Source organism: Coriobacteriaceae bacterium, assembly GCA_025757745.1.
Taxonomy (GTDB): domain Bacteria; phylum Actinomycetota; class Coriobacteriia; order Coriobacteriales; family Coriobacteriaceae; genus Collinsella.
The window spans coordinates 544,457-558,761 of record CP107217.1; the positions used below are offsets into that span (position 1 = coordinate 544,457).

Below are 14,305 nucleotides of genomic sequence, written 5' to 3' on the forward strand. Positions count from 1 at the left end.
GACGTTTGTGCCGTTAAAAGCCGTAGCGGCGCGCAAATTCCTGGGCAAGCTGCGATACGTCTTCGCAAGCGCTGGCCCAGGGGGCAAAGTCGGGAGTATCCGAGATGATGCCGTCGGCCTCCCAAACTGCCTGATGCGAAAGGTCCCAGGGGTCGTGCGGTTCGGGCCGGCAGGGAAGATACGGCGTCTGATACATGGGGTTCAGCAAAAAGAACGCGCCGCCCTCGCAGCGGTTGGCAAACTCACGCAGCGCGCGTGTCGCCGGGCGCATCTTGTTCGTTTTGAACAGCAAGATCGTGCGGGCGAGCAGGTACCAGGGGGAGTTCTCGAGGGTATCGGCCCCCATCTGCTCCTCGAGCTGGTGGGCCAGGGCAAAAAAGCCGTCCTCGTCTTCTAGGCGAGCGAGGGCGAGTAGCACGGTGCCTGCAGCTCGGGTGGGATAGCCTTCCGCCTTAAGGACGCGGCGGGCGTAGTTGGCGGCAGCACGGTAGCGAGCGCTCGCCATGCACAGCTGCGAGATGGCCTCGAGCGTGTGGAGCCACCCGATAAGCGCCGGCTCGCTTACGGTGAGATCGGCCGCCGTCACGCCGTCTGCCAGCACCTTGTTGGCCCAGTAGTGCGGGGCCTCCATGTCGAACCCGGGCACGCTTTGCTGCAGGTAATCGGTCGTGGTCGCCTCGAGTTTCATCAGGTCGCCCAGACAGGCGTCGACGGGCGTGTCCGCCAAAATGATGGCGAGCAGCTGGGCATCGACGGCCAGCGCGTCGACGCGGACGATCTTGAGCAGCTCATCGCGCGTATCGTCGAACAGGTGGTTGCGCGTCTGTTCAAACTCCTCGTCGCTGCCCATGTCCTCGATGCGATGGAGCTCGTCGAGCAGGTGGCGGTGGACGCCTGCATAGGACAGCAGTGCCTGGGCATGCTCGGTCTGCGCATACTTATGAGGGTTGACGCTCACGTCGTTATGGACAAGCTCGCGTGCTGCATCGGTGAGTTCGGGGTGCGACGCAAGGTAGGCGCGCTCCAGGTAGGCGGGGATGTAGACGCTCGGATCCATTAGAGGTCTCCTCCCTTAAACGGCAGGCCCTGCTCGGCCGCCCGCAGGATGCGCTCGTCAATCTGGGAACGCACGATATCGTTGGTGGCGACCCAGGCGGCAAAGCTGGCGTTGTCGGGGGCGCCCAAGCCCTCTTGCAGTACCGGCGTCGCCTCGGACAGCGCAAGGACAAGCTCGTCGGTGGAGCCCACGCCCACGTTGACGCGGGCATAGACGCCATCGGGAAACTCGGTTTGGAAATAGAGCGCCTCGGCTGCGTGTGGGCACGAGCGTGCAAGGATGCGCAAGTAGTGCTCGGCACCCTCGTAGTCCAGCTCGCGCCAGGCAGCGCTCATCAGCGCGATGAGCGTCCATGGGTCCAAGTCGCGCTCCGCGTCCTTGGGACGACGGCGTAGCGGCGTGTTGGTGAGATAGGGGACGGAGTGGGCAGAGCGAAAGCGCTTGAGCTCCTCAGCGGGGTATTCGAGCTTCGCCATGGCGAGCATCGCGGTGTGACGGACGCCGGCCGGATCGTTGGGGGCAAAGTCGAGGCTGCAGTTTGCGGCTTCGAGCGACATGCGATAGCGGCCGCTAATGAGGGCGCGCGACGCAAGGGCGGCAAGCCAGCGCAGGTAGGGGCGGCGCATAAGGTCGCCTGCGGCCTCACGCTCGTAGGGGTCCTGCGCCGAGGCGATCTTGAGTGCCAGGTCGTGCTCGACTTCATCGCGCTTGGATACCAGGTACTGTACGTACTCCTCGTTGGAGTTGGCGGTGAGGGCGGTCAGCATGCGCTGGGCATCCCAGTTGGTGGGGTCGAGCGCGGCTGCCTCGCGAAGCATGTTCTCGGCAGCGGCCTCTTCTTGCTCTGCCTGGGTATCGTCAGGGATAAAGGGAATGCGGTAGTCGACAGCCTCGACCACCTTGGCAATGAGGTGCCCGGCGCGGTCGCGGTCGTGCACGATGAGCGGCGCGGGGTTGCGGGTGAATTGTTCCATCAGACGCTCTACGGCGGCACCGTCGGTGAGCGGGATATTGTCGCGGCGCAAGGCCTCAAGAACGAGGCGATGGCAATCCTCTTGAATGGGATCGAATGCCATGGGGCCTCCTTTGCTGCGGTTAGGGTTCAAATGTCTCTATATAAGGTTCTAGTTTACCCGCATGTGGCACACCGGGGGTGCCGCACTTGGACATGCACCTTTGCACCACGAAGACGGATGTCGCACAAATGTCGGCACCTTGGACGACTGAGTGGTATCACGATGCCGCAAACGGTCGATTTTTGGCGGCGAACGGGGCACATTTTGGAGGGCCACAGTCCTGCCCGGGATATGTGGTCAACCTTGATAAAACGTTTGCCCAGCTTGGGAGTATGAATGCCCCACAAGGGTCTTCAGGGATAGAAAAAACGTTTCATCATTGTCGGCTTTAGGTGAATAACTGACCAACCAGAACGGTAGAATAATGTTTGTCTGAGCGTTGAGACGTTTAGACATCGCGCATTGTCATCGCCGGCAACGCGCAAAACGGTCCTAACGGAGCCAATCGGGTGCTCCGTTATATACGCAAGTCTAAGAGGGGCTTGTTTAGGAGGCACAGTATGGGACGTTTTACCAATCCTCGCGATCTGTACTTTGGTGAGGGCGCTCGCCACGAGGTGAAGAACCTCAAGGGCAAGAAGGCCATCATCGTTTCTGGCGGCAGCTCTATGCGCCGCGGCGGGTTCCTGCAGGACGTTGAGGCCGACCTCAAAGAGGCCGGCATGGAGGTCAAGCTGTTCGAGGGCGTCGAGTCCGATCCGTCCATCGAGACGGTCATGAAGGGCGCCGAGGCCATGCGCGAGTTCGAGCCCGACTGGATTATCGCCATCGGCGGCGGCTCGCCCATCGATGCCGCTAAGGCCATGTGGGTCTTCTACGAGTATCCCGAGGAGTCCTTCGATAACATCATCCAGCCGTTCAGCTTCCCCGAGCTGCGTCAGAAGGCTCACTTCTGCGCCATCTCCTCTACCTCCGGTACCGCTACCGAGGTCACTGCCTTCTCCGTCATTACCGACTACGCCAAGGGCATCAAGTACCCGCTGGCCGACTTCAACATCACCCCTGATGTCGCCATCGTCGACCCCGAGCTCACCTACACCATGCCCGCCAAGCTGTGCGCTCACACCGGCATGGACGCTCTGACCCACTGCATGGAGGCCTACGTTTCCACCTGCGCCTCTATGTTCACCGACGCCAACGCTCTGCACGGCATCCGCGAGATCGTTGAGTGGCTGCCCAAGTCCTATGCTGGCGACCATGAGGCCCGTCAGCACATGCACGAGGCTCAGTGCATCGCCGGTATCGCCTTCTCCTCGGGCCTGCTCGGCATCGTTCACTCCATGGCTCACAAGACCGGTGCTGCCTTCGAGAACGGCCACATCATCCACGGTGCTGCTAACGCCATGTACCTGGGCAAGGTCATCCAGTGGAACTCCAAGGATCCCCGTGCTGCCGAGCGTTATGCTTACGTGGCCAAGGAGATCCTGCACCTTCCCGGCGAGACCAACGAGGAGCTCATCGCCGCGCTCGTCCAGAAGATTCGCGACCTCAACGACCAGCTCAACATTCCGCAGTCCATCAAGGATTACGCGAATGGTGGCGTGAAGGTCGACGCCGAGAACCCGCAGATGGTCTCCGAGGAGGAGTTCCTCGCCAAGCTTCCCGAGATCGCCGCGAACGCCGAGACCGACGCCTGCACGCCCGAGAACCCGCGTGAGACCAAGGCTGCCGACTTCGAGAAGATTCTCAAGGCCTGCTACTACGACACCGACATCGATTTCTAATCGACTCTTGTTATCGTAACGAGGGGCTCCGCACGTATCTGTACGGAGCCCCTTTCTTTTTTATTTTAGAGAATGGGATAGTTATGGCTTCAATTTTCAATAGCCCCAGCAAGTACATCCAGGGCCCGGACGAGCTGGCCAAGCTCGGTTCCTATGTCGAGCCGCTCGGCGCTAAGGCCCTCGTCATCGTGACGCCTTCGGGCAAGAAGCGCGTCGGTGCCAAGATTGAGGGCGGTTTTGCTGAGGCTAAGGCCGAGCTGCTGTTTGAGGACTTTAACGGCGAGTGCTCCAAGGGCGAGGTCGATCGCCTGGTTGCGCTCGCTCGCGACAACGGTTGCGACATCATCGTCGGCGTCGGTGGCGGCAAGATCCTCGACACCGCGAAGGCCGTCGCCTATTACCTGGAGTCCCCGGTTATCATTTGTCCCACCATTGCTTCGACCGATGCCCCGTGTTCGGCGCTTTCGGTGCTCTATACCGATGACGGTCAGTTCGACAAGTACCTCTTCCTGAAGGCAAACCCCAATATCGTCCTTATGGATACGACGGTTATCGCGGCGAGCCCGGTGCGCCTGACGGTTTCCGGTATGGGCGATGCGCTCGCAACCTATTTCGAGGCTCAGGCGACGCACGATGCCGACGGCGGCACCTGCGCTGGCGGCAAGGGCGGCATGGCCGGCCTGGCGCTCGCCAAGCTCTGCTACGAGACGCTTATGGCCGATGGCGTCAAGGCCAAGGTCGCGCTGGAGAAGGGTGCGCTCACGCCTGCCGTCGAGCACATCATCGAGGCCAACACGCTGCTTTCGGGCATTGGCTTTGAGAGCTCGGGCCTTGCTGCTGCTCATGCCATCCACAATGGTCTGACGATGCTGCCCGAGTGCCACGGCATGTATCACGGCGAGAAGGTCGCCTTTGGCACCATCGTCCAGCTGGTACTCGAGAATGCCCCGACCGAGAAGCTCGAGGAAGTCTTGGGCTTCTGCATTGAGCTGGGCCTGCCGGTCACGATGAAGGAACTTGGCGTTGCCGAGCTTACGCGCGAGCAGGCCATGATTGTTGCCGAGGCTGCCTGCGCGCCCGATGACACCATGTGCAACATGCCGTTTGAGGTAACTCCCGAGATGGTCGCAAACGCCATCCTGGGTGCCGACGCGCTGGGCCACTACTATCTCATGGATGAGTAAATCAAGCTAAGGAAGGGGCAAAGCCAGCAGATGGCTTTGCCCCTTTTTGCTATGGTGCAAAGTGGCCTGTCTCCAATGCACAAGTTGGTGCAGGGGGCAGGTTACTTTGTACCAATCGTTGTTTGATGAAGGGCGGATTCTCGTATGGCGCTTCCCATGGTTTATGGCGGTCCCGGCCGGTATGTTCAGGGGCCGGGCGAACTTTCGCGTCAGGGCAGGTATTTGTCATGGTTGGGCTGCGCTGCTTATGTCTTGTTTGACCAGGGCACCGAGGATCGGCTGTGCAAGCAGATCGTCGATGGATTTCTGGACGAAGATCTAAGTGAGCCGTTCTTTAAGATTTATGACGGTCCGTGTACGGAAGACGCCGTTGTCGAAATGGCTAAGGAAGCCCGGGCCGAGTATTGCGACATGGTGGTGGGTATTGGCGGCGGCAAGATACTCGATATTGCCAAGGCCGTTGCGTTTTATGCCGAGATGCCGTTGTGCGTATGCCCCACGGCGGCTTCGATGGACGGTCCGTGCAGCGCGATTTCGGTGCTGTATCACGAGGATGGGTCGTTCGACCACTACCTGATGCTCGAGAAGAATCCAGACCTGGTCGTGGTCGATACCAACGTGGTCGCGGCAGCCCCACTGCGTATGACGGTCGCTGGCATGGGCGACGCACTGGCAACGTACTTCGAGGCGCGTTCGTGCGCCGCGGCGCACGGTACCAACGAGCACGGTGGCGAGCCGGGGCACTTGGCTCTGGTCGCGGCTCGCGCCTGCTACGACACGCTCATGGAGTGCGGCGTCGCTGCCAAGCGCGATCTCAAAAAAGGGCGTACATCGCCGGCGGTTGAGCGCCTGATCGAGTGCAATATTCTGCTTTCGGGTGTTGGCTTTGAGAGCGGTGGTTTGGCGCTGGCGCATGCCATCGCCAACGGTCTGACGATTCTGCCCGAGTGCAAGGCAATGCATGGCGAGGCCGTGGCATTTGGCCTGGTGGTGCAGCTGCGCCTGGAGCGTGCACCCGAGCTTGATCAGGTGCTCGAGTTTTGCCAGCGCGTTGGTCTGCCGACGACGCTCGAGGAGCTGGGCCTTGGCGAGATTTCCGATGCCGATCTGCAGAGTGTTGCAAATGCGGTCTTTAGAAATGAGCGTAATATGGCCAACGAGCAGGCCAAGGTGACAAAACAAAAGCTCGTGCAGCTCATGCGCGAGGCATAGCTTGCGCTTGATTGACCTTGTGCAATCGAGGCAGCGATAGGCTGTGGGTTATTTCCCTCAAGGTGCACCGCGTGTAATTTGCCCGAGGTGTGGGCCGATAGCGTATCATTATCTCTTGCTTGTTTGCACTGCTCAGGGAGGGGCCGCGCATGGCGCAGGAACACGATCTGTTTGATGACATTATCGAGATCAGCAAGGGTTTCGACTTTCTTAAAAACCCGCTTGGCGGCGTGACCGATGCGCTCGATCCGTCGGCACCGCAGTGGAATCCTGCCGACTACAAGGAGCGTCCGCGCGGCAACACCATTCCGTGCCTGACCTGCAAAAACGAAAAGAGCGGCTGCACCGCGTGCATGGACGTGTGCCCGGTCAACGCTATCGAGGTCGAGGAAGACGCCATTGAGATCCTCGACTCCTGTCGCAAGTGTGGCCTGTGCGCCGCTGCCTGTCCGGCCGAGGCGATCATCTCGCCGCGCCTGGCGCCTAAAAACCTGTATGACGATATCGTCTCTGCCGCTACGAGCCACGAGACCGCCTACGTCACCTGCACGCGCGCCCTCAAGCGTATGCCGCGCGAAAACGAGGTCGTCGTTGCCTGCGTGGGCGATATTACGGCCGAGACCTGGTTCTCGGTACTGGCGGACTATCCCAACGTGAGTGTGTACCTGCCACTGGGCGCGTGCGATAAATGCCGCAACACCGGTGGCGAGGATATTCTGGGCGAGGCCATCGCCACTGCCGAGGAGTGGGCCGGTACGGGCATGGGCCTGGAGGTCGACCCCAAGAGCCTCAAATGCCATAAGCGCCGCGAGTACGAGCGCAAGGAGTACATGGAAAAGATTGCCCGCACCACGGGCCTGACGGTGACCAAGCTCAATCCGGCGACGGCGGCACTGGCCTCGGTGACGCAAAAGCTCAAGGCCCATCGCCATCAGATTACCCAGCTGGAGCGCACGCTCAACACCATGTGCGGCACCACGACGACCAAACGTCGCCGTTCGCTCACGCACGGGCGGCAGCTGGTGCTCTCGACGCTGCAAAACCACCCCGAGCTTGCCCAGAACATGCAGGTGAGCACGCCGGAATGCGATTTTGACAAGTGCACGTCGTGCGGCGAGTGCGTCAACGTGTGCCCCACGTTTGCCTGCGATTTGGTGGGAAGCGGTCGCTTTGCGCTGGAGTCCACGTATTGCTTGGGCTGCGGTGCCTGCGTCAAGGTGTGCCCCGAGCATGCGCTCAAGTTGGTTGAGCATGACGCGTCCAATCTGGTCGTCGTCGATCCCGAAGCCGAGGAAAAGGCTGCCCAGAAGGCCAAGGCTCACGAAGAAGCTGAGAAGGTCAAGGCCGAGGCAAAGGCCAAGCTGGACAAGATGCTCGACCAGGTGGAGAAGCTCGCGGACTAGCTAAAAGAGCGTAAATGATGGCCGGTGGGACAGGTACTGCCCCGCCGGCCAAAAATAGTTGCGGTGGAATAGTTCCTGTTTTGCCCTTAAGCTGGCCATTCTAGGAACTATTCCACCGCAACTAATAGATGGTTAGCTCATACTGCTCTGATGGGTCTCGCTGCCGTTATTGCGGCGGGTGACCGTTTCGTGGAGTAAAAAGAAGCTGGGAACCTGCTTTGTCTCGGTGTATTCCATAAGGATGCCGTCGGCGTTGTAGGTCTGTCCGCGTACAACGGCGAGTGCGTTAAAGTCGTCGAGATCGAGTACGCGTGTATCCTCGGGCGTGGGATGCTCAATCGTTACATCGCGTTTGCCCGTGGCAATCTTAATTCCAAGGCCTTCTTCGAGGTAACGATAAATCGATTCGTTGACAATCTCGGGTGTCAGCCCCGGTACCTGTGAGCTTAGGTAATAGGAGTCGTCGGAGCACACGGCTCGTCCGTCTGCATAACGGATGCGTTTGGCACGTGTGAGTTCACAGCCTTCGGGAAACCCGGTAATCTTGGAGAGCGCCTTGTTACAGACGAGGAGCTCAAAGACAGTGGTGACCGTTTTGAGCTCAAAGCCTCGGCTAGCTGCGATTTCCTTAAAGGTCTCGAGTCCGCCGCCGCCACGATTCGTCTCGTCACTGATGTTGCGAATGACGCGCATGCCTTTGCCTTGTTGGGGGAGCACGTAGCCATCTGCCGCAAGCATCGAGATGGCGCGACGGACCGTCATGCGCGAACAGCCAAACAGCTGCGTGAGTTCAGTCTCCGAAGGCAGATAACTCTGATAGGCGTATGTGCCGTCGTCAATCGACTGCTTCACGTTGTCATAAATAGTTTGGAAGATGGCTCGCGCCATGACGGTCTCCTAGAGCTGGGTGCGTGAACGACGGATGAGGGCCGTCCGCGCAGGTGTCAATCGATTTATTTGCTGGGGTCGATTATATATTTACCCATGGCGCGCAGGGCCGGGTCTGACAGGATGGCGCCGAGTTCGTCGAGGGAAGCCACCTTGGCGACCATCGAGGATACGTCGAGCCTGCCAGAGTCGATGAGCTCGAGCGCGCGACGCTGCGTATAAGGGTTGATGTAGGACGAGGTAAGCACAAGCTCCTTCTGGAAGACCTCGAAGGGCTTGACGGTGATTGTCTCATCGGGCTTGGTGAGGCCGAACATCATGACCGTAGCCTTGTGGCCGGCGATCTGGATGGCCTGCTCGATGGTGACGGGCTTGCCAACACACTCGATAACGACATCGACGTTGCCGACGCCCTCCTGCTTCAGGCGGGCCGGGACGTCCTCGTGGATGGAATCAATTGCCAGGTCGGCGCCGAGTTTGAGCGCAACCTCGCGCTTGCCTTCGACAGGCTCGAGCAAGACAACCTTGGTGGCGCCGGCGTTTTTAGCAAGCTGCATCATGAGCAGACCGATCATGCCGCCGCCGATAACGACAACTGTGCTGCCGGGCTTGATGTTGCACATATCGATGCCGTGCAGGCAGCAGGCGACGGGCTCGGTCATAGCACCCTGCTCAAAGCTGGTGTGATCACCCAACTTGTAGACTTGCTGCATATCGACGGAGCAGTACTCGGCAAAGCCGCCGTTAACGGTGGTGCCGTAACCGGTCATATGCTCGCAGTAGTGGTTGATTCCGTCGCGGCAGGGTTCGCAGCAGCCGCAGGGATGGTTTGGGTCGATGCACACGCGATCGCCCGGTTTAAAGCCAGCGACGTCGCTGCCCACGGCCTCGACAACGCCCGCAAACTCATGACCAAGGACCGTGGGCGGGGTAACGTCGGCTGCACCCTTGTCGCCTTCATAGATATGAACGTCGGTACCGCAGACGCCGCAAGCTTTGACGTTGATCAGAACGTCGCGCTTGCCCACGGCCGGCTTTGCCGATTCCTCGACTCTGAGGTCGTGCTTTCCATAGAAGACCGCGCTTTTCATGGTGACTCCTTAACGTGGCGGTGGATATTGTAATGAAGTATAGGTATGTCTATATGAATAGACAAGCACATCTAGACAAGTTAAAAAGAATTATAAAATGCAGCCATCAGTTATGTCAGATTTACCAGGCGAAATACTGGACATATACCGTTTACGGCCAATAATCAACCGTTTACCGACGGTAGTATTAATGCTAACTTGTATAGATAAGTGATGTGATAAAACGTAAGTGCAAGAAGTCAGGGAAGCGGGCCCACCCGTCCTATTGCACGAGGTACACGCAAACGGCGCGTCTGCGGTCTCGAGTGAAGCCAAAACCGCAGTCGCTCCGAATGAAGAGAGGGGGATTCCCCGTCATGATGCAAAAGATACAACGTTTCGGCGGTGCAATGTACACGCCTGCAATTCTTTTCGCATTTTCCGGAATCGTCGTCGGCCTGGGTACGCTGTTTACCACCGAGGCGATCTTTGGCGAGATGGCCACTGCGGGCCATCTTTGGTTTGATTGCTGGAATGTGCTGCTCCAGGGTGGTTGGACGCTCTTTAACCAGATGCCGTTGCTGTTTTGCGTAGCGTTGCCAATCTCGCTCGCGAACAAGCAGAACGCTCGCTGCTGCATGGAGGCTTTGGCCATCTACCTTACCTTCAACTACTTTGTAAGCACAATCTTGGGGCAGTGGGGCCCTGTCTTTGGCGTCGACTACTCTGTCGAGGCGGGCAGCGGTACTGGTCTTGCCACTATCGCAAGCATCAAAACGCTTGATATGGGCATCATGGGCGCGCTCATTATCTCTGGTATCGCCACGATGCTGCATAACAAGTTCTTCGACACCGAACTTCCTGAGTGGCTGGGCGTGTTCTCGGGCTCCGTGTTCATCTATATGATCGGTTTCTTCGTTATGGTTCCGGTCGCTCTTATCGCCTGCCTGGTGTGGCCGCATGTTCAGGCTGCTATCTCCGCCTTCCAGGGATTCATCCTTTCCGCCGGTACGTTTGGCGTGGGTGTCTTTGCTTTCTTCGAGCGCGTGCTGATCCCTACAGGCCTGCACCACTTTATCTATACGCCGTTCTATTACGACAACGCGGCGGTCAACGGCGGCATCTTTGCTGCTTGGGCCAACATCCTGCCCCAACTGGCTGCCGATCCGAGCATTGCTCTTAAGGATGCCGCACCCTGGGCTGCCTATACCTGCCCTGGTTGGACTAAGGTCTTCGGCTCGCTTGGCGTTGCCATTGCGTTTTATATGACCGCCAAACCCGAGCGCAAGCAGCGCGTCAAGGCTCTGCTGATCCCGGTCACCCTTACCGCTATGCTTTGCGGTATCACCGAGCCGCTTGACTTCACCTTCCTGTTCATTGCGCCCGGCCTGTTCGTCGTCCACTGCGTGCTCGGAGCGCTCGGCTGCATGGCTCAAAACCTCCTTGGCGTCGTGGGCATCTTCGACGGCGGCATCATCTCGATGCTCTCGTGGGACTGGCTGCCCCTTTGGGCCGCACACGGTCTGCAGTACGCCATCTCCATCCTTGTCGGTCTGTGCTTTACCGCTCTTTGGGTCGTGGTCTTCCGTTTCCTGATCGTCAAGTTCGACTTTAAGACCCCCGGTCGCGAGGATGACGATGTTGAGGTCGAGCTCAAGTCCAAGGCCGACTACAAGCAAAAGCAGGGCGGTGCTGCTGCTGGCAAATCGGTCGCCCAGAGTAAAGATGATGAGCGCTTGGTGCTTGCCGAGAACATCCTCGATCTGCTCGGTGGCACGGATAACATCATCGATGTAACTAACTGCGCTACCCGTCTGCGCGTTAACGTCAAGGACAAGAGCGTCGTTGCACCCGAGGCTTCCTTCAAGGCGATCGGTACGCATGGCTTGGTGGTCCAAGGTCAGTCAATCCAGGTCATCATCGGCCTTACCGTCCCGCAGGTTCGCGAGAAGTTCGAGAGTCTTCTGAAGTTCGAGAGTCTTCTGTAAACCATCGTCTATCGAAACAAACGGCCTTGCAGAGCCGGTATGCACCGCAAGGCCGATTCTGGAGATAAAAAACTCCACTTCTAGGTAACAATTCCAAACCGTACAGGCCGCGTGCGGGGATGGATTGAGCAAGCGGCCAGAATGAGGAGGACATCATGTCCAAGAAAAACTATGCCGTGACCATTGCCGGCGGTGGCTCTACCTTCACTCCGGGCATCGCTCTGATGCTGCTTGAGGAGCGCGACCGCTTCCCGGTCAACAAGGTGACCTTCTACGACAACAATGCCGAGCGCCAGGAGACCGTGGCCAAGGCCTGCGAGATCTACTTCCACGAGAACGCCCCCGAGGTTGAGTTCAGCTACACCACCGATCCCGAGACCGCATTCACCGGGACCGACTTCGTGCTTGCTCACATCCGCGTTGGCCTGTACGCCATGCGTGAGCTCGACGAGAAGATTCCTCTCAAGTACGGCTGCGTTGGCCAAGAGACCTGCGGTGCCGGCGGTATCGCTTACGGCATGCGCTCCATCGGTGGTGTCATCGAGATCCTCGACTACATGGAGAAGTACAGCCCCAACGCCTGGATGCTCAACTACTCCAACCCCGCGGCCATCGTCGCCGAGGCCTGCCGCGTGCTGCGCCCCAACAGCCGCATCATCAACATCTGCGACATGCCGATCGACCTCATGGATAAGATGAGCCGTATGTGCGGCATCAAGGATCGTCGCGAGCTGCAGTATAGCTACTACGGCCTCAACCACTTTGGTTGGTGGAGCAAGATCTACGACAAGGACGGCAACGACCTCATGCCGCAGATTAAGGAGCACATGGCTAAGAACGGCTACTTGGACGGCATCGAGCACGAGGCCGGTAAGGAGCAGCATGTCGAGGAGAGCTGGATTCACACCTTCGGCAAGGCCAAGGATGTCTATGCTGTAGATCCCGAGACGATTCCCAATACCTACCTCAAGTATTACCTGTACCCGGACTATGTCGTCGAGACGTCTGACCCCAACTACACTCGCGCCAATGAGGTTATGGACGGCCGCGAGAAGAAGGTCTTTGGCGCTTGCCGCGACATCATCGCCAAGGGTACTGCCAAGGACGGCGGCTTTGAGCCCGACGTACACGCCAACTACATCGTCGACCTTGCCTGCGCGCTGGCCGAGAACACGCTCGAGCGCTTCCTGCTGATCGTCCCCAACGATGGTGCTGTGCCCAACTTCGACCCGACGGCCATGGTCGAGGTGCCTTGCATCGTCGGTTCCAACGGCTTTGAGAAGATTTGCCAGGGCCCGATCCCGCAGTTCCAGAAGGGCCTGATGGAGCAGCAGGTTTCCGTCGAGAAGCTCGTTGTCCAGGCTTGGGTCGAGGGCAGCTACCAGAAGCTCTGGCAGGCGCTCACGCTCTCCAAGACCATTCCTTCGGCAAGCGTTGCTAAGCAGATCCTGGACGAGCTCATCGAGGCCAACAAGGATTTCTGGCCCGAGCTTAAGTAAGGACTACTGTCTAGAACTCTCACGCATCTCTGCTTCATTTGCGCCGCCGCGGTGTCCGGATTCGCCCGGATGCTGCGGCGGCGCTATACTTATGAAGTTTGAAGTACCTGCACCAAAAGGAGCTGTCGTGTCCCTTTCCATCGGTATCGTGGGCCTGCCCAACGTGGGCAAGTCGACGTTGTTCACCGCGCTTACCAAAAAGACCGGCCTTGCCGCCAACTACCCGTTTGCCACGATCGACCCCAACGTGGGTATCGTCGATGTGCCCGATAGCCGCCTGCAAAAGCTCGCCGACATCGTTAACCCCGGCCGCATTGTGCCGGCTACGGTCGAGTTCGTCGACATCGCTGGCCTGGTGAAGGGCGCCAACGAGGGCGAGGGACTGGGCAACCAGTTCTTGGCCAACATTCGCGAGACCGACGCCATCTGTGAGGTCGTGCGCTACTTTAAGGACCCCAACGTTATGCGCGAGGTGGGCCGCACGGGCGAGTTCGTCGACCCCGCCGGTGACGCCGATACCATCATGACCGAGCTCATCCTGGCCGACATGGGTACGCTCGAGAAGCAACTGCCCAAGCTCGAGAAGGAGGCCAAGCGCGACAAGGAGCTCATGCCTAAGTTCGAGGTGGCCAAGCGCCTGCTTGCCTGGCTCAACGAGGGCAAGCGCGCCGCATCCATGGAGATGACCGACGAGGAGCGTGCTGCCGCCAAGGGCCTGTTCCTGCTCACTATGAAGCCCATCCTGTATGTGGCCAACGTGGACGAGGATATGCTCAACGACGATCTGGCGCCCATCGATGGTGTCAAGCCGCTGCCCATCTGCGCCAAGATCGAGGCAGAGCTTTCCGAGCTCGATCCCGAGGACGCCGCCGACTACCTGGAGAGCCTGGGCCTGGAGCAGCCCGGTCTGGACGTGCTCGCGCAGGCGGCCTATAAGCTGCTCGGCCTGCAGTCGTTCTTTACGGCCGGCGAGATGGAGGTCAAGGCCTGGACGGTTCGTCAGGGCGCGACCGCCCCGCAGGCCGCCGGCGTCATCCACACCGACTTTGAGCGCGGCTTTATTAAGGCCGAGGTTATTGGCTATGACGACTACATCGAGCTCGGCGGCGAGCAGGGCGCCAAGGCCGCCGGCAAGCTGCGTATTGAGGGCAAGGACTATGTCATGGCCGATGGCGACGTCGTGCACTTCCGCTTTAACGTGTAA

The 14,305-nt window shown here is 59.2% G+C and carries 11 protein-coding genes; 7 read left to right on the plus strand and 4 right to left on the minus strand.

The features are described from left to right. Positions 1 to 13 precede the first annotated feature (13 nt). Positions 14 to 1,057 (minus strand): hypothetical protein, encoded by a 1,044-nt coding sequence (locus tag OGM60_02210; protein UYI99621.1) that lies wholly within the window; start codon positions 1,055 to 1,057, stop codon positions 14 to 16. Further along, positions 1,057 to 2,133 carry a hypothetical protein gene (locus tag OGM60_02215; protein UYI99622.1) on the minus strand — a complete coding sequence of 359 codons (1,077 nt, stop codon included), beginning with the start codon at positions 2,131 to 2,133 and terminating at the stop codon, positions 1,057 to 1,059. The genes OGM60_02210 and OGM60_02215 overlap by 1 nt, the downstream gene beginning before the upstream one ends. A 500-nt stretch (positions 2,134 to 2,633) precedes the next feature. Here OGM60_02215 and OGM60_02220 point away from each other — a divergent pair, with 500 nt between their 5' ends. The 4 genes from OGM60_02220 (at position 2,634) to OGM60_02235 (ending at position 7,656) form a co-directional block, all read left to right on the plus strand. After that, complete coding sequence (locus OGM60_02220) at positions 2,634 to 3,857, plus strand: iron-containing alcohol dehydrogenase (GenBank protein UYI99623.1); 1,224 nt, start codon at positions 2,634 to 2,636, stop codon at positions 3,855 to 3,857. An 83-nt stretch (positions 3,858 to 3,940) separates the two neighbouring features. Further along, the gene (locus tag OGM60_02225; GenBank protein UYI99624.1) at positions 3,941 to 5,041 is read left to right on the plus strand and encodes a glycerol dehydrogenase; all 1,101 of its coding nucleotides are present in this window, start codon (positions 3,941 to 3,943) and stop codon (positions 5,039 to 5,041) included. 144 nt (positions 5,042 to 5,185) lie between these two features. Beyond that, entirely contained in the window at positions 5,186 to 6,253 is a 1,068-nt protein-coding gene (locus tag OGM60_02230) for a glycerol dehydrogenase (GenBank protein ID UYI99625.1), read from the plus strand. A 149-nt stretch (positions 6,254 to 6,402) separates the two neighbouring features. Beyond that, positions 6,403 to 7,656, plus strand: a complete 1,254-nt coding sequence (locus OGM60_02235; GenBank protein UYI99626.1) for a 4Fe-4S binding protein — start codon at positions 6,403 to 6,405, stop codon at positions 7,654 to 7,656. Positions 7,657 to 7,788: 132 nt separating this feature from the next. On the opposite strand, the gene OGM60_02240 is transcribed toward OGM60_02235, so the two are convergent. Then, positions 7,789 to 8,544 carry a GntR family transcriptional regulator gene (locus tag OGM60_02240; GenBank protein ID UYI99627.1) on the minus strand — a complete coding sequence of 252 codons (756 nt, stop codon included), beginning with the start codon at positions 8,542 to 8,544 and terminating at the stop codon, positions 7,789 to 7,791. 65 nt (positions 8,545 to 8,609) lie between these two features. Continuing rightward, positions 8,610 to 9,635: a zinc-dependent alcohol dehydrogenase family protein gene (locus tag OGM60_02245; protein UYI99628.1), complete on the minus strand. Its 1,026-nt coding sequence runs from the start codon at positions 9,633 to 9,635 to the stop codon at positions 8,610 to 8,612. A gap of 359 nt (positions 9,636 to 9,994) precedes the next feature. Between OGM60_02245 and OGM60_02250 the strand changes: the two genes are divergently transcribed. From OGM60_02250 to ychF, 3 genes are all read left to right on the plus strand, one after another. Beyond that, entirely contained in the window at positions 9,995 to 11,602 is a 1,608-nt protein-coding gene (locus OGM60_02250) for an alpha-glucoside-specific PTS transporter subunit IIBC (GenBank protein UYJ00144.1), read from the plus strand. 155 nt (positions 11,603 to 11,757) lie between these two features. Then, positions 11,758 to 13,101, plus strand: a complete 1,344-nt coding sequence (locus OGM60_02255) for a 6-phospho-alpha-glucosidase (GenBank protein UYI99629.1) — start codon at positions 11,758 to 11,760, stop codon at positions 13,099 to 13,101. Between the two features lie 127 nt (positions 13,102 to 13,228). Then, positions 13,229 to 14,305, plus strand: a complete 1,077-nt coding sequence (gene ychF / locus OGM60_02260) for a redox-regulated ATPase YchF (GenBank protein ID UYI99630.1) — start codon at positions 13,229 to 13,231, stop codon at positions 14,303 to 14,305.

Bases quoted from the DNA above. Each gene is read 5' to 3' on its own strand.
- OGM60_02210 (UYI99621.1), bottom strand. From the start codon at position 1,057: ATGGATCCGAGCGTCTACATCCCCGCCTACCTGGAGCGCGCCTACCTT.
- OGM60_02215 (UYI99622.1), bottom strand. From the start codon at position 2,133: ATGGCATTCGATCCCATTCAAGAGGATTGCCATCGCCTCGTTCTTGAG.
- OGM60_02220 (UYI99623.1), top strand. From the start codon at position 2,634: ATGGGACGTTTTACCAATCCTCGCGATCTGTACTTTGGTGAGGGCGCT.
- OGM60_02225 (UYI99624.1), top strand. From the start codon at position 3,941: ATGGCTTCAATTTTCAATAGCCCCAGCAAGTACATCCAGGGCCCGGAC.
- OGM60_02230 (UYI99625.1), top strand. From the start codon at position 5,186: ATGGCGCTTCCCATGGTTTATGGCGGTCCCGGCCGGTATGTTCAGGGG.
- OGM60_02235 (UYI99626.1), top strand. From the start codon at position 6,403: ATGGCGCAGGAACACGATCTGTTTGATGACATTATCGAGATCAGCAAG.
- OGM60_02240 (UYI99627.1), bottom strand. From the start codon at position 8,544: ATGGCGCGAGCCATCTTCCAAACTATTTATGACAACGTGAAGCAGTCG.
- OGM60_02245 (UYI99628.1), bottom strand. From the start codon at position 9,635: ATGAAAAGCGCGGTCTTCTATGGAAAGCACGACCTCAGAGTCGAGGAA.
- OGM60_02250 (UYJ00144.1), top strand. From the start codon at position 9,995: ATGCAAAAGATACAACGTTTCGGCGGTGCAATGTACACGCCTGCAATT.
- OGM60_02255 (UYI99629.1), top strand. From the start codon at position 11,758: ATGTCCAAGAAAAACTATGCCGTGACCATTGCCGGCGGTGGCTCTACC.